The 22301-nt window shown below is 70.7% G+C and carries 20 protein-coding genes; 5 read left to right on the top strand and 15 right to left on the bottom strand.

What is annotated here, in order from left to right; translation table 11 throughout:
* Positions 1-12 precede the first annotated feature (12 nt).
* Positions 13-1746: an MFS transporter gene (locus AC4IJH_RS29440; protein ID WP_490854942.1), complete on the top strand. Its 1734-nt coding sequence runs from the start codon at positions 13-15 to the stop codon at positions 1744-1746.
* Positions 1747-1897: 151 nt separating this feature from the next.
* Here the strand turns inward: AC4IJH_RS29440 and AC4IJH_RS29435 are convergent, their stop codons facing one another.
* The 4 genes from AC4IJH_RS29435 to AC4IJH_RS29420 form a co-directional block, all read right to left on the bottom strand.
* Positions 1898-3031, bottom strand: a complete 1134-nt coding sequence (locus AC4IJH_RS29435) for a GDSL-type esterase/lipase family protein (protein WP_490854941.1) — start codon at positions 3029-3031, stop codon at positions 1898-1900.
* Complete coding sequence (locus AC4IJH_RS29430; protein WP_490854940.1) at positions 3028-4227, bottom strand: MFS transporter; 1200 nt, start codon at positions 4225-4227, stop codon at positions 3028-3030. The genes AC4IJH_RS29435 and AC4IJH_RS29430 overlap by 4 nt, the downstream gene beginning before the upstream one ends.
* Positions 4228-4310: 83 nt before the next feature.
* Positions 4311-5021 carry a FadR/GntR family transcriptional regulator gene (locus AC4IJH_RS29425; protein ID WP_490854939.1) on the bottom strand — a complete coding sequence of 237 codons (711 nt, stop codon included), beginning with the start codon at positions 5019-5021 and terminating at the stop codon, positions 4311-4313.
* 195 nt (positions 5022-5216) lie between these two features.
* Positions 5217-5735, bottom strand: coding sequence for a VanZ family protein (locus AC4IJH_RS29420; protein WP_490854938.1), 519 nt, complete (start codon positions 5733-5735; stop codon positions 5217-5219).
* 140 nt (positions 5736-5875) lie between these two features.
* Between AC4IJH_RS29420 and AC4IJH_RS29415 the strand changes: the two genes are divergently transcribed.
* Positions 5876-8245, top strand: coding sequence for a phosphoketolase family protein (locus AC4IJH_RS29415; protein ID WP_490854937.1), 2370 nt, complete (start codon positions 5876-5878; stop codon positions 8243-8245).
* 162 nt (positions 8246-8407) lie between these two features.
* Here AC4IJH_RS29415 and AC4IJH_RS29410 read toward each other — a convergent pair whose 3' ends face one another.
* Together AC4IJH_RS29410 and AC4IJH_RS29405 are read right to left on the bottom strand one after the other, a co-directional pair.
* Positions 8408-8926 (bottom strand): cupin domain-containing protein, encoded by a 519-nt coding sequence (locus AC4IJH_RS29410; RefSeq protein WP_490854936.1) that lies wholly within the window; start codon positions 8924-8926, stop codon positions 8408-8410.
* Between the two features lie 247 nt (positions 8927-9173).
* Entirely contained in the window at positions 9174-9629 is a 456-nt protein-coding gene (locus AC4IJH_RS29405) for a DUF4442 domain-containing protein (protein ID WP_490854935.1), read from the bottom strand.
* Positions 9630-9769: 140 nt separating this feature from the next.
* Between AC4IJH_RS29405 and AC4IJH_RS29400 the strand changes: the two genes are divergently transcribed.
* Positions 9770-11095, top strand: coding sequence for an MFS transporter (locus tag AC4IJH_RS29400; RefSeq protein ID WP_490854934.1), 1326 nt, complete (start codon positions 9770-9772; stop codon positions 11093-11095).
* A 573-nt stretch (positions 11096-11668) separates the two neighbouring features.
* Here the strand turns inward: AC4IJH_RS29400 and AC4IJH_RS29395 are convergent.
* The 5 genes from AC4IJH_RS29395 to AC4IJH_RS29375 form a co-directional block, all read right to left on the bottom strand.
* Complete coding sequence (locus AC4IJH_RS29395; protein WP_490854933.1) at positions 11669-12568, bottom strand: spermidine synthase; 900 nt, start codon at positions 12566-12568, stop codon at positions 11669-11671.
* 103 nt (positions 12569-12671) lie between these two features.
* A complete protein-coding gene (locus AC4IJH_RS29390; protein WP_490854932.1) occupies positions 12672-13652 on the bottom strand; it encodes a patatin-like phospholipase family protein in 981 nt (326 codons plus the stop codon).
* A gap of 405 nt (positions 13653-14057) precedes the next feature.
* Entirely contained in the window at positions 14058-15227 is a 1170-nt protein-coding gene (tuf, locus tag AC4IJH_RS29385; RefSeq protein ID WP_490854931.1) for an elongation factor Tu, read from the bottom strand.
* Between the two features lie 148 nt (positions 15228-15375).
* Positions 15376-15543: a hypothetical protein gene (locus AC4IJH_RS29380; RefSeq protein WP_490854930.1), complete on the bottom strand. Its 168-nt coding sequence runs from the start codon at positions 15541-15543 to the stop codon at positions 15376-15378.
* Between the two features lie 249 nt (positions 15544-15792).
* Complete coding sequence (locus AC4IJH_RS29375) at positions 15793-16527, bottom strand: DNA alkylation repair protein (protein WP_490854929.1); 735 nt, start codon at positions 16525-16527, stop codon at positions 15793-15795.
* Between the two features lie 49 nt (positions 16528-16576).
* On the opposite strand from AC4IJH_RS29375, the gene AC4IJH_RS29370 reads away from it, so the two are divergent.
* Together AC4IJH_RS29370 and AC4IJH_RS29365 are read left to right on the top strand one after the other, a co-directional pair.
* Positions 16577-17278, top strand: a complete 702-nt coding sequence (locus tag AC4IJH_RS29370) for a TVP38/TMEM64 family protein (protein ID WP_490854928.1) — start codon at positions 16577-16579, stop codon at positions 17276-17278.
* A gap of 198 nt (positions 17279-17476) precedes the next feature.
* Positions 17477-18349 (top strand): undecaprenyl-diphosphate phosphatase, encoded by an 873-nt coding sequence (locus AC4IJH_RS29365; RefSeq protein ID WP_490854927.1) that lies wholly within the window; start codon positions 17477-17479, stop codon positions 18347-18349.
* 245 nt (positions 18350-18594) lie between these two features.
* Here AC4IJH_RS29365 and AC4IJH_RS29360 read toward each other — a convergent pair whose 3' ends face one another.
* The 4 genes from AC4IJH_RS29360 to AC4IJH_RS29345 form a co-directional block, all read right to left on the bottom strand.
* Complete coding sequence (locus AC4IJH_RS29360; RefSeq protein WP_490854926.1) at positions 18595-19119, bottom strand: hypothetical protein; 525 nt, start codon at positions 19117-19119, stop codon at positions 18595-18597.
* Positions 19120-19128: 9 nt separating this feature from the next.
* Entirely contained in the window at positions 19129-20301 is a 1173-nt protein-coding gene (locus AC4IJH_RS29355; protein ID WP_490854925.1) for a restriction endonuclease fold toxin-2 domain-containing protein, read from the bottom strand.
* 445 nt (positions 20302-20746) lie between these two features.
* The gene (locus tag AC4IJH_RS29350; RefSeq protein ID WP_490854924.1) at positions 20747-21133 is read right to left on the bottom strand and encodes a hypothetical protein; all 387 of its coding nucleotides are present in this window, start codon (positions 21131-21133) and stop codon (positions 20747-20749) included.
* Positions 21130-22260, bottom strand: a complete 1131-nt coding sequence (locus AC4IJH_RS29345; protein ID WP_490854923.1) for a 3-oxoacyl-[acyl-carrier-protein] synthase III C-terminal domain-containing protein — start codon at positions 22258-22260, stop codon at positions 21130-21132. The genes AC4IJH_RS29350 and AC4IJH_RS29345 overlap by 4 nt, the downstream gene beginning before the upstream one ends.
* Positions 22261-22301: the final 41 nt, after the last annotated feature.

The raw sequence follows: 22301 nt of genomic DNA, 5'->3' as shown, positions 1-22301 counted from the left end.
GGAGCACACCGTATGAACGCCCCCGCCGGGCGGAAAGGGCCGCGGCCCAACTCCGCGATCACCCTGGCCGCCGTCCTGCTGACGCTACTGATCCTGCCGACCGCGGTGACCGGCTCGGGAGTCGCGCTGCCGCACATCGCGGCACAGACCCATGCGTCCCTGGACGCGCTGCAATGGGTGGTGCACGGCTACAACCTGGCCTTCGCCAGCTTCATGCTCTCCTGCGGCTCGCTCGCCGATCTCATCGGCAGGCGGCGCATGTTCCTGGCGGGCGCCGCGCTGTTCACCGCGGCCTCGCTGGTGAGCGCGCTGGCGACCGACATCCTCCTGCTCGATCTCCTGCGCGCGCTGGCGGGCGTCGGCGCCGCCGCGCTGCTGACCAGCGGCAGCTCGATCCTGGCCACGACCTTCCAGGGCACGGCCCGCACCCGGGTGTTCGCGGCCGTCGGCGTCGCCACCGGCGGCGGGCTGGCCCTGGGAGCGATGGTGGCGGGCGCCCTGGCGGACTCCCTGGGCTGGCGTTCCTTCTTCGCCGCGCACGCGGCGCTGATGCTGCTGGTCCTGCTCGCCGTACCGTTCCTGCCCGAGTCCCGCGCCGAGCGGGCCGCCGCGGTGGACTGGCCGGGTACCGCCACGTTCGTCGGCAGCCTGTTCCTGCTGATGCTCGGCATGGTCGAGGGCCCGCAGTGGGGCTGGGCCAGCCCCGGCGTCCTGGGTCTGCTGGCCGGGTCGGCGCTGCTCATGGTGGCCTTCATCCTGGTGGAACGGCGCCTGGCGCACCCGATGTTCGATCTGCGGCTGCTGCGCAACGCACGGTTCATGGCGCTGTGCCTGATCCCCGTCGTGGTCACCTTCGCCTTCGTGATCCTGCTGCCGCTGCTGCCGAACTATCTCCTGGTCGCCAACGGCTCCTCCAGCCGCGCCGCGGGCGCCACCATGCTCCTGATGACCCTGCCCATCCTGGTCACTCCGCTCCTGGCCGGAAAGCTGGTCAAGTGGGGCCTCTCCACCCGGGCCGTATTCACCATCAGCCTGACCTGCCTGACCGCCGGCGTCGCCTGGCTGGCCCTGGTCCTGCAACCCGGCGTCGGCGCAGGCGCGTTGGCCGGTCCGCTGCTCACTCTCGGAGTCGGTCTGGGCCTGAACTTCGGCCTCGTGGACGGCGCGGTACTCACCGTCGTACCCGCCACCGCCACCGGCACCGCCGCGGGATTCCTCAACACCCTGCGCCTGGGCAGCGAGGCCGTCGTCATTGCGGCGGCAGGCTCGGCCCTGGTCAATCTCGTACGGGGGCGACTGAGCGATGGGCTCAAGGACTTCCCGGCGTACGGCGGCGGTCCCGGGGAGCTGGCGAACAGCATCAATTCCGGTGACGTGAAGGGTCCGTTGTCTGACCTGCCGACGCAACTACGGCCCCACTTCGCCGAGTTCGCCGCTGATTCCTTCACCGGCGCCTGGCACACGGTGCTTTGGGGCTGCGCCGCGGTCTGCGCGGCGCTGTCGGTGGCGATCTATGTGATGCTGGCCGAGCCCCGGTCCGGGTCGAAGCCCGGGGCCGGGGACGGAGTCGGGGTCGTGGCCGCGGGCGGGCCGCGACGGCGCGTACCGTCGGCGGCCGTCCGGAGGTCCGCGGTAGGTCCGGAGGGTTCTGCGGACCCAGAAGGTACGGGCACCTCTGACCGTACGGCTGCCTCTGACCGTACGGCTGCCACAGAGCGTACGGCGACCGCGGACACGACCCCGTAGCGGGGCCGCGTACGGAGCGGCGGGGCCGCGAACGGAAGGCCGCCAACGGACACCCGGCGAACCGGTTTCCGTACGTATGGCAGCCGCCGCAGACCCGGCCCCGCATCCAAGCTCCGTACGAACTGCCGCCACGGCATCGCGGGCGCCGCCCTCAAAGCGTGAGCGCCGCGAGATCGACCGTCCCCGCCATGGCCCGGGCCCCGGCGTCATTCAGGTGCATGCCGTCCCCGCTGTCGAAGTCCGGCCGGATACGGTCCGGGTCCGCCGGGTCCGCCACCGCCCGCGCGACATCGAAGTACGCATCAAAGGTTCCGCCGATACGGATCCACTCGTTCACGCGCCGCCGCGCCGCCAGCCCCTCGGGCGTACTGACGCCCGCGACGACCGCGCCGGCGAACGGCCCGATGGTCGCGGCGAGGACCGTCAGACCGGCGCGGTGTGCCCGGTCGGCCAACTCGCCGAATCCCGCGATCAGTTCGTCGGCGGTGGCGGGCGGCAGTCCGGCCGTGCCGGGCAGGCCCAGGTCGTTGATGCCGAAGTTCACCAGCACATGGGTCGCGCCCGGCACCGACAGCACGTCCCGCTCGAAGCGCGCCAGGGCGTGCTCGCCGATCTCGTCGGTCAGCAGCCGGTTTCCGGTGATCCCCTGATTGACGACCCAGCCGCGCGACAGCCGCTGGTTCAGTACGTCCACGGAGCGGCGGTTGGCGCCGACAGTGGTCCCGACGCCCTCGAACCACGAGTCGCCGAACGCGACGGCGACCGCGGTGCCCTCGTCCGCGAGCACATCGACCCCGGTCACATAGAACCTGGACTGCACCTGCTCGGCCCCGTGCAGCCCCGCCGCACGAACCCGGTCCCCCGGTGCCACATAGGCCGTCTCGACGGGCCGGTGCGAGTAGGTCGCCGGACCGGTCCCGCCCGGCACGTACAGGCTGAGCACCAAATCAGCACCCGCCTCGACAGCCATGTCCACCGGGTCGCTGACCACCTCACCACCCGCCGGAATCGTCACCCGCTGAGCTCCGTCGAACCGCAGCCCGCGATCGGTCTCGACGACGATCTCGTCAGCCGCCTTGCGCTCGGCGACCCGGGCCGCCCCGATCGTCAGCGGACCACGCCCGTAACGGTTGCTCAGCCGCACCCGTATGCCCGCGCCACCGCCCGCCAGATGCAGCACCTGACGCACCGTCTGATCGTGGAAACCGCGCGGCGTGCTGAGCCGAATCTGCTCGTACGGGCTGATCACCGCGCTGCGGAACCCCGCCACCCAGCGCTTGCTCATGACGTACCTTCTTCCTTCTTGACGAGATCCGGCCCCTTAACGGCAGGCGACCGAGGGGGAGTTGAGGAACGCGCACTCCGCCCACCACGGCCGGCGCGCGCCGGGCGGCCGGCGAGGGCGACGCTGACGGCCACGGTCACCAGGCAGAGCGCACCGAGCACCACCGGCAGGGCGCCGACGCCGTACGCCTCAATGGCCGCCCCCAGTGCGGGCGGCACGGCGACCGAGCCGAGCATGGCCGCGGCGACGACGTAGGCCATGGCGTTGCCCGCGGCCGGCGCCCGCTGACCGAGCCAGGTAAGGCCGTTGGGAAAGATGGGGCCGATGCACAGCCCCGCCGCCGCATAGGCCCACGGCGTGAGCGCGGTGACCGGCACCAGCAGTACGCAGACCGTCATCAGCACGCAGGCCGTGGTGACGAGGGCGGCGGCCGACCAGCGCCGCGCGAGCGGGGCGACCAGGAAGCGGCCGACGGTCATCGCCAGCCAGTACAGCGACGTCGCGAAGGTCGCGGCGCTCGCGCTGTGGCCGAGGGCCTGCAGGTGCGTGGGTTCCCAGCTGCCGATGCCGCTCTGCACCGCGAAGTGCAGCAGATAGAGCGCCGCGAAACCGCCGAGGACGGCGGTGGGACGGCGCCGGGCGGCAAAGGTGTGCTGCTCCGCAGTGGCTCCGTCTTCGCTCCCGTACGGAGTCGGGCGCGGGCGGATGCCCCGGACGAGAACCAGCGGAACCACACTCAGCAGCCCGAGAACGACGAACACGGCTGCGAAGCGATCGGGACCGACCACGGCGACCACCGCCGGCGCCAGAACGGTCCCGAGCCCGAAGCAGCCGTGCGCCACGTTCAGCAGCACGGGTCCGCGTGCGCCGAGCCCGACGAGGAACAGGCGGCTGATGGCGAAGTCGACGCCGCCCAGGCCGAGTCCGGCGACCACGGCGGCGGCCATCATCAGCGGCCACACCCCCACCAGACCGAACGCGACGGCTCCGGTCGCCAGCGTCAGATACGACCAGGCCAGCACCGCCCGGTTGCCGATACGCCGATGGACGGCATGGAATCCGACCACACCTAATACGGCGCCGAGCGACTGCGCGGCCAAGGCCAGCCCGGCCGTCGACTCCGACAAGCCGAAACGGTCACGGAGTGCGGGCACCACGGGCCCGTACAGCGCGAGCAGCACGCCGATGATCAGCATGCCCCCGCAGGACCCGGCCACGGCGCCGCGCGAGAACAGCGCTGTCCGCCCGCCGCCGTCCAGGCCCGGCGCGCCCCGGCCCCTCACCGCGCATCCGCACGCCGCGCCCGGCGCGCTTCCTCCTCCCGCAGCGCGCTGAGGAAAGTGGTGACGTGCTCGGCCGCCGCGTCCCGCGCCGCCTGTACGTCACGGCCCGCGATCGCCTCCAGGATGCGGGCGTGCCCCGGATCCTCCAAGTGCTCAACGGGACGGCGCAGCCCGCCGGTCCGCACCGAGGCCCGTACGGGGCCGAGCATGCCGCCGTACAGGCGGGTCAGCACCGGATTGCCCGCCGCCTCGACCACGGCCAGGTGGAAGTCCACCGCCGCCTGGCTGAACTCGTGCCCCCTGCGCCCCCGATGAGCGGCCATCTGACGCTCGTGCGCGGCGGACAGCCGCCGCACATCGTCCGCGCTGCGGCGCTCGGCTGCGAGCCCGGCGGCCTCGACCTCCAGGCCGCGACGCGCCTCCAGCACGTTCAGCAGGTCGGCATCGGCCAGATATCGGGTCAGTACGGTGTCGACCTCATGCGTACCGCGCACGAACGTGCCTCTGCCCTGTGCGGTCTCCAGCAGCCCCACGTACACCAGCGCCTGTACCGCCTGCCGCAACGTGCTCCGGCTGACCGCCAGCTCCTCCACGAGCTCGTCCTCAATGGGGATCTTGCTCCCCAACGGCCAGACACCACCCACGATCTGCGCCTTCAGACGCTCGATCGTCGCTTCGACCAACGCCGAACGCGGCACGGCCCGCATCGCCCACCTCCTCGTAAGGGCATATCATCACCCCTTAATAAGGCGACCCTAACAAATCCCGAACACCCATGGACCGCACCCCCCTTGACGCGACCTCACCGATGCCCGAAAAGCCACCCGTTCAAGGACGAACAGGACCTGACCCCGGCCGTGTCCGACTGGGCCTTCGACACCTGGATGCGGGATCTTGAGGGCTCACCCCCGTAGCCCCCCACAGGCCGGATCTTCTGCGCCGCCGCGCTTGGGTGCCATGGTTCGGCGGGCGAGTGCGAGGGCGCCTGCGGCGCAGGCGAAACCGAGTAGTGCGCCGAGGGTGTTGCCGGTGAGGTCGTTGATGTCCGCACTCCGGCCCGACCGGGTCAGGTACTGGGTGGTCTCGATGGCGAGGGAGCCCAGGAATCCGTAGAGGCCTGCCTGGTACCAGCGCAGCGGGAGCAGTGCGAGCAGGAGGCCGCCGGGGACGAACATGAGGACGTTCAGCAGGGCGTCGAGGAGGTCCGCGGCGTTGGTGACGTCCAGCGGTGTCAGGTTGAGGGACCGGCCACCGCCCGAGGGCGTGCCGAAGGTGAAGTAGACGACGCCGGCCGCCCAGAACCACAGGAGTGCGAGAGCCAGCCGCCGGGCCACGCGCCGCGGGGCCTGCCGCGCAGAGGTGACGGCGAAGATCGCGGCGCCGCCCAGGACACCGATGAGAAGAGCGGTCGGGAAGAACATCGGCAAACGCTAACCAACAGGACATAAGGGCGTTGTTTGGCTGGTGAGACGGCACCCGGCGGCCGAGGGCTGAATGGCCCCTGCCCTTCGGTGGTACTTCGCCCCCACTGTGGAGGGAACCCGTCGACGAAAGGCAGTCCATGGAGAGCCGACAGCCGTTGGACGACAGCGAGGTGGAGGGCCTGCTCGCGCACTGGCGGGCGCTCAACTATCTGGCCGCGTGCCAGATCTATCTCACCGGAAACCCTTTGCTCACCGAGGAGTTACGGCCCGAGCACATCAAGCCCCGGCTGCTGGGGCACTGGGGCACCTGCCCCGGGCTGAATCTCGTCTACACCCATCTGAACCGGGTGATCGACGAGCGCGACCAGGACGCCGTGTGCGTCTGGGGACCCGGGCACGGTGGTCCCGCGGTGCTGGCCGGGGCGTGGCTGGACGGCTCGTACGGGGAGCTGGAGCCGGACCTGGGGCGGGACGCGGAGGGAATGACCCGCCTGTTCCGGCAGTTCTCCTTCCCCGGCGGTGTGCCGAGCCATGTCGCACCGCAGGTGCCGGGCTCCTTCCACGAGGGCGGGGAGCTGGGGTATTCGCTCGCGCACGCCTATGGTGCGGCGCTGGACAACCCCGGGCTGCTGGTGGCGTGTGTCATCGGGGACGGCGAGGCGGAGACCGGGCCGCTGGCCGCCTCCTGGCATGCGAACAAGTTCCTGGACCCGGTGCACGACGGCGCCGTCCTGCCGATCCTGCATCTGAACGGGTACAAGATCGCCAATCCGACGGTGCTCGCCCGGCTGCCCGAGGACGAACTCGACGCGCTGATGCGGGGGTACGGGCACGAGCCCCTGCACGTCACGGGCGACGACCCGGTGCAGGTGCACCGGGACATGGCGGCCGCGATGGACCAGGCGCTGGACCTCATCGCCGAGTCGCAGCGCCGGGCGCGCGCCGGTGAGTCCGGTGTCCGGCCGCACCGGCCCATGATCGTGCTGCGGACGCCGAAGGGCTGGACGGGCCCGGCGGAAGTGGACGGTCTGCCGGTGGAGGGCACCTGGCGCTCGCACCAGGTACCGATCGCGGGGGTGCGGGAGAACCCCGAGCGCCTGCGGCAGTTGGAGCGGTGGCTGCGTTCGTACGCGCCCGATGAGCTCTTCGACAGGGACGGCCGGCCGCGGCCGCGGGTCCTGGCCTGCGTGCCGAGCGGGGCGCGCAGACTGGGGGCGAATCCGCACGCCAACGGCGGCCGGCTGGTGCGCGAGCTGCCGCTGCCCGCGCTGGAGCGGTACGCGGTGGCCGTGGACAAGCCGGGCACGCAGCTGCACGAGCCGACCCGGGTGCTGGGGCGGATGCTGCGCCAGGTGATGGCGGACACGGCCGAGCGGCGGGACTTCAGGGTGGTGGGACCGGACGAGACCGCCTCCAACCGGCTGCAGGACCTCTTCGACGTCACGGAGAAGGCCTGGCAGGGCGAAGTGATGGCCACCGACGAGCACTTGGGGCCGCACGGCCGGGTGATGGAGATCCTGTCGGAGCATGTGTGCCAGGGCTGGCTGGAGGGCTATCTGCTCACCGGGCGGCACGGGCTGTTCTCCTCCTACGAGGCGTTCGCGCACATCGTGGCGAGCATGGCCGCCCAGCACGTGAAGTGGATCGAGAACGCCCGGCGGGTGCCCTGGCGCGCGCCGATCCCCGCCTTCAACTACCTGCTCACCTCGCACGTCTGGCGCCAGGACCACAACGGCTTCTCGCACCAGGACCCCGGCTTCGTCGACCACATCCTCAACAAGAGCCCCGCCGCGGTACGGGTCTACCTGCCGCCGGACGCCAACACCCTGCTGTGCGTGGCCGACCATGTGCTGCGCACCCGTGACGTGGTCAACGTGGTGGTGGCGGGCAAGCAGCCGTCCTTCGACTGGCTGGGACTTCAGGAGGCGCGGGCGCACTGCGCGCGCGGTGCCGGGATCTGGGAGTGGGCGGGGACCGAACGGGCCGGCGCCGGACCGGATGTCGTGCTGGCCTGCGCCGGAGACGTGCCGGTCCAGGAGACCCTGGCCGCGGCCTCGCTGCTGCGCACCCACCTGCCGGAGCTCTCCGTCCGGGTCGTCAACGTCGTCGACATGACCCGGCTGCTGCCGCGCGAGGAACACCCGCACGGCATGACGGACCTGGAGTTCGACGCGCTGTTCACGAGGGACCGGCCGGTGGTCTTCGCCTACCACGGCTATCCGTGGCTGATCCACCGCCTGGCCTACCGCCGGGCCGTCCACCCCCAGCTGCATGTGCGCGGCTACAAGGAGATGGGGACGACCACCACACCCTTCGACATGGTCGTCCGCAACGACCTGGACCGCTACCGGCTGGTCATGGACGTCATCGACCGGGTCCCGGATCTCAACGTCCGGGCGGCGGCACTGCGGCAGCGGATGGAGGACGTACGCCACCGCCACCACACCTGGATCCGCGAGCACGGCACCGATCTGCCGGAGGTCGCCGACTGGAACTGGCCCGGCTGACCGGTGCGTGACCGGTGCGCCGCCCCCAGTGATCGCGGGCTACGCGCAGATCCGCGGCGCGGTCCAGAATGCCGTGGGCCCAGCCGCGGGTCTGCGCGAAGCCCCGCCGGTCCAGTCGCCGTCCGCTCCGGCGCCGCCGACCCGTTCCGCGGTGGCCCCGGGCTATCCCGCCCCGGGCTCCAGGTCCTCCACGAAGTAGCTGTCGTGCCGGACGCGGAACCGCTTGCGTTCCTCGCCGTCGCGCTGGGCCATCTCCGCGGCCCGCTCGAAGTATTCCTCGCGCGGAGCACCCGGGGAGAAGAGCATGAGCATGGACATGGGCTCGTCGGTCACGTTCTTGAAGGCGTGCAGACTGCCGACCGGCACGTACAGAAAGTCGCCCTCCCGGCCCGTGACCCACTTCTCGCCGTTGTAGAGCGCCAGTTCGCCGGAGAGGACGTAGAAGGACTCCGACATTCCTCGGTGGAAGTGGGTCGTGGCTCCGGCGGACCGGGCGGCTAACTCCACTTTGTAGAGGCCGAATTCGCCTCCGGTCGACGCGTGGGTGGCGAGATAGTGGGTGGCGCCGTCGGACGAGGCGACATCCGGCGGAGTGCCGGCCGGACGGAAGACCGCGCTCACTTCGCCCTTGTCGCCGTGGTAGCGGGGTTCCGGGTACTCGTCGTGTGGCAGGTACGACATGATGCGCTCCTTGTCGAGAGTTCCCCCTCGGCATGGTGGCTCCCGCCGCCGGAAGACAGCATCGGGCTTTCGGACGACCTTGGACGGGCCGAGATCGAGGACCCGGGGCCTAGGCCCGCGGTAAACCCAAGAGCCGAGCTGCGCACGCAGCGCCTTCCCACAGCACGACGAGGCAGCCCCGCGGAACGTGAGGTGGGCGCGTCGCCTCACCTTCCGAACATGTCGCAGGGCTGCCTCGTCACAGGTCTCACGCGTTGGGGCGGAGGGTCCAGATGATGCGCATTTCGCCGGTGACGGCACCGTCTTCGCGGCGGATGGCGATGTTGACCGGGAATTCGGGGCGCTCGCCGGCGTCGAGTTCGGCGACGACGTCGGCGATCGGGCGGCCGAGTTCGGCGGTGGCGGTGACCGGGCCCATCGCGAGCTTCTTGTAGTCGATCTCGGCGCGTACGGCGAGCGGCACGGCGCGTGAGAGCTGGTCGCCGAACGCGGCGATCACGATGGCGCCGCTGGCGGACTCCCCCAGCGTGAACATGGCGCCGGCGTGCGGGCCGCCGACGTGATTGTGGTACGCGGGCTGGTCGGGCAGGCGCAGTACGGCGCGCTCGGCGCTCGTCTCCTGGAACTCCAGGTTCAGGGTGGCGGCCATGGGCACGGTGGCCAGCAGCATCTCGCCGATGTTCGGCAGGGTCTCGGAGGACATGGCGTCACATTACCCATGAGTAGCTTGTGCTGGGAAGCCCATGCGGATGCGTGAGGTGCGGCGCAGTGCGCGTCCCCGTACCGCATCGGCGCCGCAGCCGTTGTGACACTGCCTCCCAGCTCCGTCTATCGTTGTCGCTCATGTGTCCAGGACCTGCGATACCCCGCCCCACCTGGGCAGGCCGTAACTTCAAACTGCTCACAGCCGCCGCCGTCATCACCAACCTCGGCAGTTCCGGAGCACTGATCGCCACCGCCTTCGCCGTGCTCGGCGCGGGTGGCTCGGGCACGGACGTGGGCCTGGTCACCGCGGCCCGTACCGTCCCGCTCGTCGTCTTCCTCCTCATCGGCGGCGCGGTCGCCGACCGCTTCCCCCGGCACCGGGTGATGGTCGCCGCCAACGCCCTCAACTTCCTCTCCCAGGGCACCTTCGCGCTCCTGGTCCTGGCCGGAAACCCGCAGCTGTGGCAGATGGCGGTACTGGCCGCGCTCGGCGGCACCGGCCAGGCGTTCTTCGGCCCGGCCTCGGAGGGCATGGTGCTCGCCAGCGTGTCCGGCGAGCAGTCGGGCCGGGCCTTCGCGTTCTTCCGTATGGGCATGAACGGGGCGAACATCGGCGGCGCCGCGCTCGGCGGCGCCCTGGTCGCCGCGTTCGGCCCCGGCTGGGTGCTGGCCATCGACGCGGCGGCCTTCGCCCTGGCCGGAGCGCTGCGGGCGCTGCTCGACGTCAGCCATATCCCCGAGCGCACCGCGCGCGGCGGGATCGTCTCCGATCTGCGCGAGGGCTGGCGTGAGTTCATCTCGCGGCCGTGGCTGTGGTCGGTGGTGATCCAGTTCGCGATCGTCAACGCCGTCGTCGCGGCGGCCGAGGCGGTGTACGGACCGCTGGTCGCCGCCGAACACCTCGGCGGGCCGCGCCCGTGGGGCCTGGCACTGGCCGCCTTCGGCGCCGGTACGGTCGCCGGCGCCCTGCTGATGACCCGCTTCAAACCACACCGCATCCTGCTGACCGGCACCCTGTGCGTACTGCCGCTGGCCCTCCCCTCCGCCGCGCTGGCGGTCCCGCTGTCCGCCGCCGGGCTGGCCGCGGTGATGTTCGCGACCGGAATCGCGATAGAGATCTTCGCGGTGACGTGGATGATGGCGCTGCACCAGGAGATCCCGGAGGAGAAGTTCTCCCGGGTCTCCGCGTACGACTGGTTCGGCTCGGTGGCGCTGGTCCCGGTGGCAACCGCCCTGGCCGGCCCCGTCCAGGACCTCATCGGCCGCACCGCCGCCCTCTGGGGCTGCTCCGCACTGGTCGCCCTGCTGACGCTGGGGGTGCTGTGCGTACCGGATGTACGGCGGCTGACTCGGCGGGCGCAAAACGCGGGCGTCGCGGAGGGCAGCGGTAATTCGGCTGCTCCTGCTCCTGCTCCTGCTACCGTTCCCGCTCCCTCCGGCCCGGCCGGCGAGACGACCACTTGAGCCACGGCCGGGGACCGCGGGCTGCCGTCGGCCCGTGACCGGGGCACGACCGGTCTCTAACCGGGGCACGACCGGTCCCTAACCGGGTCACGACCGGGCCACGGCCCGTGCCCGGGTTCACGACCGGGTTCACGACCGGGTCACGTCATCGAACCTGCCCGAGTCGTCCGGCGCCAGCGGCGGCTGCCGACCCGGAGCTGGCCCCCATCGGCGGGCGCGCCCGCGCCGCCCCCGGCCCTTGGATGTCGGTCGCCTGCTCCGACAGGCCAACCGTCCCACGCGCATGGCCGGCGCTCGGCTCAGGAGCACGGGCGCCCGAGCCGCGCACAGCCGCCGCTCTTCCCCGCGGGCCGCGCATCCGGCCGATTCCGATACGGAAGGCCGACGGCCGACCCGGTCAGCAGGCGCTCCTGTGCGGCACACAGCCACCGGGTGTCTCCGCCGGACCTGCAATCGCCCCCGTCACCGGCCCTCCGACCGACCACCGCCTCCGGCCCTGCGCCCGCCCGCGTCACCGCCCAGCACTCGCCACCTGCCACCAACCATCAGCGATCAGCGATCAGCGATCAGCGATCAGCCAATGCTGAACGCCCCCTCCGGTGGCTCCGGTGAAGGTGTTGCCTGCGCGTCGCGTACCGGAGTGGCGCCCGCCATCAAGCGGCGCAGGGGGGCGCCGTGTTCGACGCGGGCCGGGAAGGCGTCCGCGGCCGCTCGTCGGGACAGGGCCGCGATGGGCAGTTCGGCCCGGGAGGCGACCAGTACGGCGTTGCCGAAGCGTCTGCCGCGCAGCACGGCGGGTTCGGCGATCAGGCACAGGTGCTCGAAGACCTCCGCGGCGTTGGCGAGTTGGGTGCGCAGGAAGGTGAAGGGGGCGCTGTCGGCGAGGTTCGCCGCGTAGATGCCCTCGGGGCGCAGCGCGCGCGAGACGGCCTGTACGTACTCGGCCGAGGTGAGGTGCGCGGGCACCCGCGACCCGCCGAAGACGTCCCCGACGATGACGTCGGCGCCCGAGGGCGGCGCCGCCTCCAGGGCCGTACGGGCATCCTGTGCGTGGACGGAGATCCCGGCATCGGGCGGCAGCGGGAGGAACTCCAGGACGAGATCGAGCAGCCCCCGGTCGGCCTCGATCACATCCTGCCGGGAGCCGGGGCGGGTGGCGGCGACGTACCGCGGCAGGGACAGCGCTCCGCCGCCCAGGTGCAGCACATCCAGGGGGTAACCGGGGTCGGCCGCCTCGTCCAGGAGGTGCGCGAGCCTGCGGGCGTACTCGAACTCCAGGTACGTGGGCGCGTCCAGGTCGACATAGGACTGGGGTGCGCCGTCGACCGTGAGCAGCCAGGCCCGTGGACGGTCCACGTCCGGCATCAGCTTTGCGGTACCGCAGTCCACGGTCCGGATGACAGGTATCGCGTCGGAAGCTTCGTCCACCGTCCTATTGTGCCGGTGCCCGGGCACGCTCCGTCCCTCGCGCATGCGCCACAGCAGAACTCCTCAGCAGCCCGGACGATCCCGAACGTACGGTTCTGTCCGCCTGTTGCCAGGCCGACCCCGCCGATCTTGTCGACCCCGCCGACGCTCAGCCCTTCCAGACCTCCGCGACCTGCCGCGCGTGCACTGCCGCCTGGCGGCGTCCGGCGCGGGCGGCGTCGGCGCGCTTGGCGGGGTCCAGGACATTGCGGCCGAAGGCGGAACGGGCCGCGCGGTCGGGGGTGATGACGCAGACCCGGCTGCCGCGCCGCGCCAGCGCCTCGCCCTGCTTGCGCGGGGTGGCGATCGGCCCGCCGCCCGCGGCCATCGGCGCGAGGACCACGACCCGGGCGCAGCCCTCGGCGAGGTCCACGTTGGCGCTGGAGTGCACGCCGCCGTCGATCCAGCGCCGTCCCGCGATGGTCACCGGCGGCCAGATGCCGGGGACCGCGCAGCTGGCCGCAACGGCGTCGACGAGTTCCACGCCCGCGTCGGAGTCGAAGCCGGTGCGCTGCCCGGTGTACGCGTCCACCGCTGTGATCACCAGCCGCCGTTCGGGCCAGGCGTGCGAGGTCAGGCGCTGCTCGATCACCGCGCGCCGCTCGGCCTCGGAGGGCGTACGGGCCGCCAGCGCCAGGCGGCCCATGCGGACGCCGAAGGAGACGGCATTGCGGGAGCCGAGCGCGTTGATGGCGAAGCGCATCATCTCCGTCGGCCCCATTTTGGCGGCCATCTCCCCCGTCGGGTCGGCAAGTTGGCGTTCGAAGAGCTCCTCGGGGGTGAAGGCGCCGCTGGTGAGCTGGGCGCCGACGATCGAGCCGGCCGAGGTGCCGATGACCAGGTCCGCCGTGCCGAGGTCGACGCCCGCCTCGGCGAGCCCGGCGAGCATGCCGACCTCCCAGCCGATGCCGGTAAGGCCGCCGCCGCCCAGGACGAGGGCGGTACGGCCGGATTGCGCGGCCGCGCCGGGCTCCTCCACAGTCACGCCAGGCTCCACGGTCACGGCGGGCTCCACGGTCACAGCGGGTCCCCTGGACGCATCCGGCTCCGTGCGCGCACCGGACTCCGCGTTCTCCGCCGTGCCTGCCATGGTCGGCCTCCTTCGTACGGGCGCGCGGGCTGGTACGCGGGGGCAGCATCGCCGTACCGGTACCGATGCCGTACCGGTACCGGTACCGGTACGGCATCGGTACCAGGGCCAGTGCCAGTACAACGCCGTACGTGTGCCGCGGCGTCGCCGCACCCGTACCGCGTACCCGTACTGCGGCATCGCCGTCCCGGTGCTTCGGTCCGCTCCCGCGCGCGGGCAGTGTCGCACGCCGTGCCACACACGTACACAGCGCCGGTACACCGCGTGCTCCGCACCGGCAGCACAGCGATACGGGCGCCCGCTCCCCTGGCTGCCCGCAGGCGCAGCGCCCCTCACCCCCACCCCAGAGCGCGGGACACACAAAGCAGCTCGTCCCCGCCCACTACCTACTCCACCGCCCGCTCCCTACTCCACCGCGCTCACCGTCCCCGCCCCCACCGTCCGGCCGCCCTCCCTGATGGCGAAGCCGAGGCCCGCCTCCAGCGGTATGGCCCGGTCCAGCTCGACCGTGACGGTCACGGTCTCGCCGGGGCGGGCCACCCCTCGCGCGCCGAGGTCGAGGTTGCCGGCCACATCGGCGGTGCGGAGGTAGAACTGCGGGCGGTAGCCGGTGGCCAGCGGAGTGCGGCGGCCGCCCTCCTCCGCGGACAGGACGTGGACCTCGGCCGTGAAGCGCCGGCGCGGTCTGATGCTGCCGGGCGCCGCGACCACCTCGCCGCGCCGTACCTGCTGGCGCTGCACTCCGCGCAGCAGCAGCGCCACGCTGTCCCCGGCCTGCGCGGACTCCATCGGCCGCCCGAAGGTCTCCAGGCCGGTGACATGGGTGAACCTGTCCAGGCCCGTCACCTCCACCGGGTCGCCCACGCGGACCGTGCCGCGCTCGACGGCTCCGGTGACGACCGTGCCGCGCCCGCTGATGGTGTGCACGTTCTCCACCGACAGCAGGAACGGCGCGTCCACATACCGCTCGGGCATCGGCACATAGGTGTCCACGGCGTCCAGCAGCGCCTCGATCGCCTCGGACCAGCGCGGGTCGCCCGCCAGCGCGCGCAGCCCGGAGACCCGTACGACCGGTACGTGCTCCCCGTCGTAGCCCTGGGCGCTCAGCAGCTCGCGGATCTCCAGCTCCACCAGGTCGGTCAGCGCCTGGTCCCCGGCGTCGGCCTTGTTCAGGGCGACCACCAGGTGCCGTACGCCGACCTGTTTGGCGAGCAGGACGTGCTCGCGGGTCTGCGGCATGACGCCGTCGAGCGCGGAGACGACGAGGATCGCGCCGTCCAGCTGTGCCGCGCCGGTGACCATGTTCTTGATGAAGTCGGCGTGGCCCGGCATGTCCACATGGGCGTAGTGCCGGGTGTCGGTCTCGTACTCGACGTGCGCGATGTTGATGGTGATGCCGCGGGCGGCCTCCTCTGGCGCCCGGTCGATCCGCTCGAAGGGCACGAAGGTGCCGCTGCCCCGGTCGCTGAGCACCTTGGTGATCGCGGCGGTCAGGGTCGTCTTCCCGTGGTCGACATGGCCCATCGTGCCGATGTTGAGATGCGGCTTGGTCCGTACGTATGCCGTCTTGGACATGGTGAATTCGTCCTCACAACCCTGCAATTCGCTTCGTACGCGCGCGTCGTACGCGAACGATGCGGTGGTGACGGCGCCTGGCACCGTGGGGACCCCGGCGGTGGGCCGACCCTCCCCCTGCGGGGTCCGCCGGACGATCCGGGAAGGGTCAGCTTCGCGCGCCGCCGGGAGCGACGGCAGGGGGGACGGTGGGCCCGGGGGCTGCCGGGCCGACCGCCTCGTCGGCCGCTGCGAGGATGGCCGCGATGGACTTCAGGGCAGCCTTCGGCGCGTCCGCGACCGCGGACGGCAGCACGTGGAAGGCATACCGGAACATGTCTGAAATGATCGCGCCCCGGCGCGGCTGGGTCCAACGATTTATCGGGGTCCGTCAGTTGGACGTCCACGGGGCGTCGGCGGGGCGTCGGCAGGACAACGGGCAGGACATCGGGCGGGACATCGGCGGGACTTCACAGGTTCATCTGCCGGGTGCCGGAACGTCCCGGTGCCCGGCCTCGCAAGCCCCCGAACGTCACACACTCCTGCATGCCCCCGGACGTCACACGTTCCTGCGAGCCCCCGAACGTCACACATTCTTCAGCGCCTCCCGCACCGACAGCGGCGACAGCCTCTCCCGGTGCCGCTCGACGAAGTCGCGCACGGCCTCCGGGTCGGTCTTGGCGTACTCGCGCAGCGCCCAGCCGATCGCCTTGCGCAGGAAGAAGTCGGGGTGCCCGGCCTGGCGCAGGCAGTAGGCGAAGAGGCGTTCGCGGTCCGTACGGTCCTTGAAGCGCAGCTGGTGCAGTACGGCCGTGCGCGCCACCCAGATGTTCTCGTCCTCGATCCACCGGTCCATCTCGGCGCCGAGCCCGCCGTCCGCGGCCACCAGCCCGCCCACCACATGGGCGGCGAGCGCATCGACCGTGTCCCACCAGGAGGTCGTGACGATCAGGTGCCGGGCGATGGGCAGGAATTCCGAGGAGCAGCGCTTGATGTGGCGCCGCAGGTAGTCCACGGCGAAGTAGTGGTACTCGCGCTCGGGCAGCTCCCAGCAGCGCAGCGCGAGTGCCGCGCAGTCCGCCTCGTCGGGTTTGTCCGTACCCGCGAGGAGAGTGCGGTCCAGCGCGCGCCGGTCGCCCGCGGGAATCCCGAGAAAGGGGCAGGCGCCTTTCATGTACGCGCCGATCTGCTCGGCCCGTACGGGATCGGCGGCCGGCGGGTAGGCAGCCGTGAGCCGCGCCAGCAGGGTGTCGGCGAGGGCGCTGGGCGGGACGGCGGGCGTCGCCCCACGCTCCCCACCCGAAACCGGTTTCGAGGCCATGCGAGGAAGATTACGTCCCCTTGACCCCCTTGTCGGTTACGCTCCCCGGATGCTCGAACCCGCCGCAACGCCCGACGGCCTCGCCGCGCGCTGCACGCGTGTGCTCTTCTCCCCCTGGTCCCGGCTGGCGCTCCTGCTGGTACTGCTGGCCTGCGCGGCCACTGCCGTACTCCTGTGGCAGCCGCAGCGGCTGCTGGCCGACGGCTGGCCCCCGCAGCTGGCGGGAGGCATGGCAGTGGTGATCTACGCGCTCGCGTACGGGGTGTGCACCACGGCGTTCGTACCGCGGCCGGTGCTCAATCTCGCCGCGGGTGCCCTCTTCGGCAGCCAGGCCGGTTTCGCCGCGGCGCTGGCGGGGACCGTCCTGGGCGCCGGTCTCGCCTTCGGCCTGGGCCGGCTGCTGGGCCAGGAGGCCCTGCGCCCGCTGCTGCGGGCCCGCTGGCTGGCCGCCGCCGACCGGCAGCTGAGCGACCACGGCTTCCGCTCGATGCTGGCCGCCCGGCTCTTCCCCGGACTGCCCTTCTGCGGCGTCAATTACTGCGCCGCCGTCTCCCGCATGGGCTGGACACCCTTCCTCCTGGCGACGGCGCTCGGCAGCGTCCCCAACACCGCCGCGTACGTCATCGCCGGCGCCCGCGCCTCCACCCCGACCTCGCCCGCCTTTCTCCTCTCCATGGGCTTCATCGTGGTCACCGGCCTGGCCGCGGTGCTGGTCGCCTGGCGCAAACGCCGCTCGCTGCGCGGCCGTTGACCCGCTGCGGTCCCGCCACCCGCCCGTTACCTCTTCCCCTCCCCCACACCAGCGCCCTTTCGCCCCCGCGTCACCTTCGGGCGCTACCCTGCCCCCAGCCGATCGACGATCCGTCGGTAATTCCCCGATCCGGCATGCCCACCCCGTCCGTGCTGGTAAGCGCTTGATCACCCTTTGGATAGCGTAGTTTCCATGTCAATGTCCTGGTTTGAATCGTTCGTCCTCGGGCTCGTCCAAGGGTTGACCGAGTTCCTCCCCATCTCCTCCAGCGCCCACCTGCGGCTGACGGCGGCGTTCGCGGGATGGCACGATCCGGGCGCCGCGTTCACCGCCATCACCCAGATCGGCACCGAGACCGCCGTACTGATCTACTTCCGCAAGGACATCACCCGGATCATCTCCGCCTGGTTCCGCTCCCTGTTCAACAAGGAACTGCGCAGCGACCACGACGCCCAGATGGGCTGGCTGGTCATCGTCGGCTCCATCCCCATCGGCGTACTGGGCATCACCCTCAAGGACGCCATCGAGGGCCCCTTCCGCGATCTGCGCCTGATCGCCACGACCCTCATCGTGATGGGCATCGTCCTGGGCATCGCGGACCGCCTGGCCGCCCGCGACGAGTCCGGCGGCCGGCACCGCGCCGTCGCCCAGCGCAAGACCCTAGGCGACCTGAACGTCAAGGACGGCCTCCTGTACGGCGTCTGCCAGGCCATGGCCCTCATCCCCGGCGTCTCCCGCTCCGGCGCCACCATCAGCGGCGGCCTCCTGATGGGCTACACCCGCGAAGCAGCAGCCCGCTACTCCTTCCTCCTCGCCATCCCCGCAGTCCTCGCCTCCGGCCTCTACGAACTCAAAGACGCCACCAAAGGCCACGTCTCCTGGGGCCCCACCCTCTTCGCCACAGTCATCGCCTTCATCGTGGGATATGCAGTAATTGCGTGGTTCATGCGCTTCATCACCACCAAGTCCTTCATGCCCTTCGTCGTCTACCGCATCCTGCTGGGCATCGCCCTGTTCGCCCTGGTCGGCGCGGGGGTACTGAGCCCGCATGCGGGCGAGTCCGGGGGCTGACGGCGGGGTTCGACGCAGCCTCACGCGCGACATCCTGGTAGTCGCTTCTTGTATTTCCTCGCAGGTAAGCGCAGCCTGACGCAGGCGATTGCCTTGATCGACTCCCATTCTGCTCCCAGTTGATCTATCGGATCCGCAACCAAAAGGCCCAAAAACCGGCCCCGGATCGCCAACTTAGGAGGTTGGACTGCGGCTCCCCCAGCCAGTGCAGGCCAGCGACGCCCGCTTCCGAGGTAGGCCGTCCGCTACTCGTCCACTACCTCTTCCAGATGTTGCAGCAGCGCTTCGGCGATGCTGTCTCGCGCGCCGTCTGCGGGAAGCCAGTAGTCGCTCATGTCGCCGCTCTCGACGCCTTCCTCGCTGTTGAATCGCATGCGAGCACCGCGGGGCAGCAGCGTCTGGAGCCATTCGATGAACACAGCGGCTTCTGCGGCTGTGCTCGGGCCGATATTGAGGCTCTGGGTCGACTCCCTGAACTGTCCGTCGATCCCCATCTCCTCGATGGGCACGGCGAACATCAGCGACTGACTGTCCTCGGTCTGTCTGGCCATTTCCTGTGGGATAGTCAGCGGGGCCGTCAGGGATGCGGAGCTCAGTTGCCGCGGCGCCGCGGCGAACTGTGCACTCTCGAGCCCCCAAGGCGCTCCCTCTGGTGCCGCCACGTAGAAGGTCGTGGCGATTTCAGCCAGTTGTTCCCGATTCATGACGTACCACTTTCTGGCCCACTGGGGAGTGGGACGTGCGTAACCCTCGACATGGTTGGTGGCCATGAGGAACCGCTAGTACGCCAGGGTTTCGGGGTCATGCGTATTGACTTCCACAGAGCGCATCTTATTGCCGGGGACCCGCATCGCCTGACCGTACTCGGCCATCTCCTTGAGGTCTCCCTCGTGAATTCTTTCTTCCCAGATCCGGACGTTCGGCTTGTTCATGTTACGCAGCGTTCGCGGTGAACGGCCTTCTTGCTTCACATACTTCGACTCGACCGCTGCGCCGTCGGACGGACGCAAGCCGCCAGCCATCAGCCGGCCACTACGCTTGGGCCATTCCGGCGGAAGCGGCAACCCCCGCTCCGGCGAGCCCGAGACGCGGTTCTGGTACTCGTCGGCAGGCCTGTTTCCGGGATTCTTGTACGGCAGGCCGTCCGCCCACATCTTGAATTCAGCCTGTTCCTTCGGCGACAACGGAACATCATACGGCGGCACGGGCGGCGCAATCGGCGGGAGCATCACCGGCGGACCCTGTTGCGAGGCCAGCGTCATCGCAGCGGCCGGACCGCGGAACGAGGCAGGCACGAGCGGGGGGACAAGGACCGGCACCCGAAACAAGGGTGGCATTCCCGGGAGCCCTGGCCGACCGTCCGGATTGGGCAGCCGGATGCGCTTCCCGGAGCCGTCCAGTATCCCGGGTACGCCCCCCAGCGACCGGATACGCGAGTCACCGACCACTTCGTCCACGGGGCCTTCCCTCGACCAGCGGGGCGTCATGTCGAACAGATCGACCTCGGTGCGGGCTTCCATGATGTGGTCGGCATAGGCTTTGCACGCCTTGCTGATCTGGTAGCAGGCTGCGGCAAGGTTCGGCAGTAGCGGTTCCCCGTCGGTGGCTTCGCCGGGCATGCCGCGCGTGCCGATGAAGGTGTCGCAGTACTGGTAGAAGGCGTCCAGCGCCTTACCGGTGCAGTCCGTCTTCAGCCGTCGCACCCCGGCCTGGGCCGTGTCCGCCAAGGCCTCGACGAGTCCGCCGGCCTTGTGCCAGGTGGCGGCAATGTTGTTGAGTTTCTCGTAGTCGCCGCGCGCCTTGGGGTTGCTGTCCGCGTCGAAGAATGTGTCGGCGAACGAGTCTTTGTGGACAATCTTCGGAAGTTGCCGCGACGTTCCCGTTGGGTCGCAGTCGTTGGCGGCGTCCCGCAGTCTGGACACATCCTGCCCGACCGGATGCTTGTTGAGCATCGACGCGGCGGTCGCGTCCTCGGCGGCCAGGTACTAAACGCCATCTCCATGAGACCGGCGGATGTACTGGCCAGGACGTAGGTGGAGAACACCAACAGCTCTACCGTCTCGCGGGCGGCTGGCTCGTAGACCTTGGCGAAGGCATGCCCTGCCTCGTCGTCACCGGCTATGTCCGCTGAATTACAGAACGCCATTAGTCAGAGAGCAATGGCCGGGGCACGCCTCATCGGATGCACTACTGAATTCCCCGGTCGGCACCGTTGGATGGCCCGCACCACTCACACGCCGACACATTCGGTCGACAAGCCAGGGACGTATCACGTAGTGCGCCCCGCCACGGGCGCTGTTCCGGGCGGGGCGAGGGTGTAGCAGCGCGGCAGCCAGCTCGCGCACACAGTGAATGTGATGACGCCAACGGTACGGGCGGGCACTGACAGCGGGAGCGTCACATGCTGCTGCGGATGCGCCGGGCGTCGTCGTCCAGCTCCGGCAAGCAGCGGGCGCAGCGCTGCCCGGTTCGCTCCTCGTCTGCGGGTGCCATGAACAGGTGTCGGGAGCAGAAGTAGCCGCCGCAGCCGTACTCGTCGCCGCCCGGCGTCTCGCCGCACAGGTGGGCGAGGCCGCGGTCGATCTGTGAGGTGCAGCGGCTGTCTTCGCACTCGGCCGCGACACCGTAACCGGCCTGGAGTGTCTCGCCGTTGCGGGTGATCTCGTAGAACGCGTAGCCCGCAGGGAGAGTGAGGCCAGGCGGTACATCGGGGGTTTGGCCGTCTTGGATTCTGTGGAGGCAGCCGACCTCCGCGCATGGGCGGGGGCGGCTGCCTCGGGTCATGCCGGCAGTGGCTCGAGCGGCTGTAGGGCGGGGATGCGGATCGGGGTGATGAACGCGCCGCGTTCGGGTCCGGAGCCGACGACAGAGAAGCAGGCCCGGTCGCCGTAGGTGAGGTTGCCGTTCGCTTGGTCGGCGTGGAGGAGCGCCAGCGTGGAGGGTGAGACGGTGTTGCCCAGTTGTCGTACGTTGCTGGGGGCTTGTTCCGAGGTCAGGCCGGTGCGCTGGATGAACTCCTCGACCAGGAGTGGGTTCGCCTGGTGGGTGTAGACCCGGTGGACCTGGTTGAGGTATCCGGGGCGGGCGGTTTCCAGCGCCTGGTGGTTGAGCATCATGCCGCCGCTGTAGTAGCGGGCGATCTCGGGCGCGTTCATGCCGAAGCACGCCAGTTCCACGGAGCCCGGTGCGCCGACGGGGTGCTCGGTGCCGCCGCCCAGGAAGTGGATCAGCGGGTCGTCGACTCCGGGTTCGTCGCCGAAGGACTGGCTGTCGCGGGAGTACAGCACCAGGCCGTCGATGGCCTCGTCGCGCTCCAAAACCATGGCTGCCGCGGCGTCGGAGAACAGTGCCGGTGACGCCCACAGGTTCTTCCCGTAGGGGTGGACGGCGTTGTCCCGGTAGGCGGGGAGCATCACGCCGTCCTCGTCGAAGCTGATGCGGCTGGGGACGCTGTAGGCGATGACCAGGGCCCGCTCGGTAGCCAGTTGGGCCACGAGGGCGGCGGCCCGCGCCAGGCCCGCACAGCCCGCGCCGAGTTGCAGGGGCGGTACGTGGTCTGCGATGCCCAGCATGCGCATCAGGGCAAAGGCGTCCTGATCCAGGAGGGTCTGATACGGGTTGCAGGTGACCACCACGACGGCGGTGATGTCGCCGGCCTCCAGGCGTGCGCTGGCGAGGGCGGCCCTGGCGGTCTCGGCAACGATCTCGGGGGTGGCGAACTGGTCAGGCCCCCAACTCTTGCTCTCGATACCGAGGAGGCGGGTGACAAAGGAGCCGTCGAGTGCGCTGCCGGGCTCGCGTCGGTTGGGGACCCGCGCGAGCTTGGCCCACGCGTCCATGGTGATCACTGGTCCCAGTGTGGTGTGGGCACCGGCGACGGCGTAGGGGAACGGGCTGGGTGCTGTGAGCATCAGGACGGCGCTTTCGGTGGGCGGCAGGCGACTGCCGGAAG

It is taken from the genome of Streptomyces sp. UF-297, assembly GCF_058245575.1.
This window is presented reverse-complemented; position numbering and strand designations above follow the sequence as displayed.

Bases quoted from the DNA above. Each gene is read 5' to 3' on its own strand.
- AC4IJH_RS29440 (WP_490854942.1), top strand. From the start codon at position 13: ATGAACGCCCCCGCCGGGCGGAAAGGGCCGCGGCCCAACTCCGCGATC.
- AC4IJH_RS29435 (WP_490854941.1), bottom strand. From the start codon at position 3,031: ATGAGCAAGCGCTGGGTGGCGGGGTTCCGCAGCGCGGTGATCAGCCCG.
- AC4IJH_RS29430 (WP_490854940.1), bottom strand. From the start codon at position 4,227: ATGCTGATCATCGGCGTGCTGCTCGCGCTGTACGGGCCCGTGGTGCCC.
- AC4IJH_RS29425 (WP_490854939.1), bottom strand. From the start codon at position 5,021: ATGCGGGCCGTGCCGCGTTCGGCGTTGGTCGAAGCGACGATCGAGCGT.
- AC4IJH_RS29420 (WP_490854938.1), bottom strand. From the start codon at position 5,735: ATGTTCTTCCCGACCGCTCTTCTCATCGGTGTCCTGGGCGGCGCCGCG.
- AC4IJH_RS29415 (WP_490854937.1), top strand. From the start codon at position 5,876: ATGGAGAGCCGACAGCCGTTGGACGACAGCGAGGTGGAGGGCCTGCTC.
- AC4IJH_RS29410 (WP_490854936.1), bottom strand. From the start codon at position 8,926: ATGTCGTACCTGCCACACGACGAGTACCCGGAACCCCGCTACCACGGC.
- AC4IJH_RS29405 (WP_490854935.1), bottom strand. From the start codon at position 9,629: ATGTCCTCCGAGACCCTGCCGAACATCGGCGAGATGCTGCTGGCCACC.
- AC4IJH_RS29400 (WP_490854934.1), top strand. From the start codon at position 9,770: ATGTGTCCAGGACCTGCGATACCCCGCCCCACCTGGGCAGGCCGTAAC.
- AC4IJH_RS29395 (WP_490854933.1), bottom strand. From the start codon at position 12,568: ATGCGCGAGGGACGGAGCGTGCCCGGGCACCGGCACAATAGGACGGTG.
- AC4IJH_RS29390 (WP_490854932.1), bottom strand. From the start codon at position 13,652: ATGGCAGGCACGGCGGAGAACGCGGAGTCCGGTGCGCGCACGGAGCCG.
- tuf (WP_490854931.1), bottom strand. From the start codon at position 15,227: ATGTCCAAGACGGCATACGTACGGACCAAGCCGCATCTCAACATCGGC.
- AC4IJH_RS29380 (WP_490854930.1), bottom strand. From the start codon at position 15,543: ATGTTCCGGTATGCCTTCCACGTGCTGCCGTCCGCGGTCGCGGACGCG.
- AC4IJH_RS29375 (WP_490854929.1), bottom strand. From the start codon at position 16,527: ATGGCCTCGAAACCGGTTTCGGGTGGGGAGCGTGGGGCGACGCCCGCC.
- AC4IJH_RS29370 (WP_490854928.1), top strand. From the start codon at position 16,577: ATGCTCGAACCCGCCGCAACGCCCGACGGCCTCGCCGCGCGCTGCACG.
- AC4IJH_RS29365 (WP_490854927.1), top strand. From the start codon at position 17,477: ATGTCCTGGTTTGAATCGTTCGTCCTCGGGCTCGTCCAAGGGTTGACC.
- AC4IJH_RS29360 (WP_490854926.1), bottom strand. From the start codon at position 19,119: ATGGCCACCAACCATGTCGAGGGTTACGCACGTCCCACTCCCCAGTGG.
- AC4IJH_RS29355 (WP_490854925.1), bottom strand. From the start codon at position 20,301: ATGCTCAACAAGCATCCGGTCGGGCAGGATGTGTCCAGACTGCGGGAC.
- AC4IJH_RS29350 (WP_490854924.1), bottom strand. From the start codon at position 21,133: ATGACCCGAGGCAGCCGCCCCCGCCCATGCGCGGAGGTCGGCTGCCTC.
- AC4IJH_RS29345 (WP_490854923.1), bottom strand. From the start codon at position 22,260: ATGCTCACAGCACCCAGCCCGTTCCCCTACGCCGTCGCCGGTGCCCAC.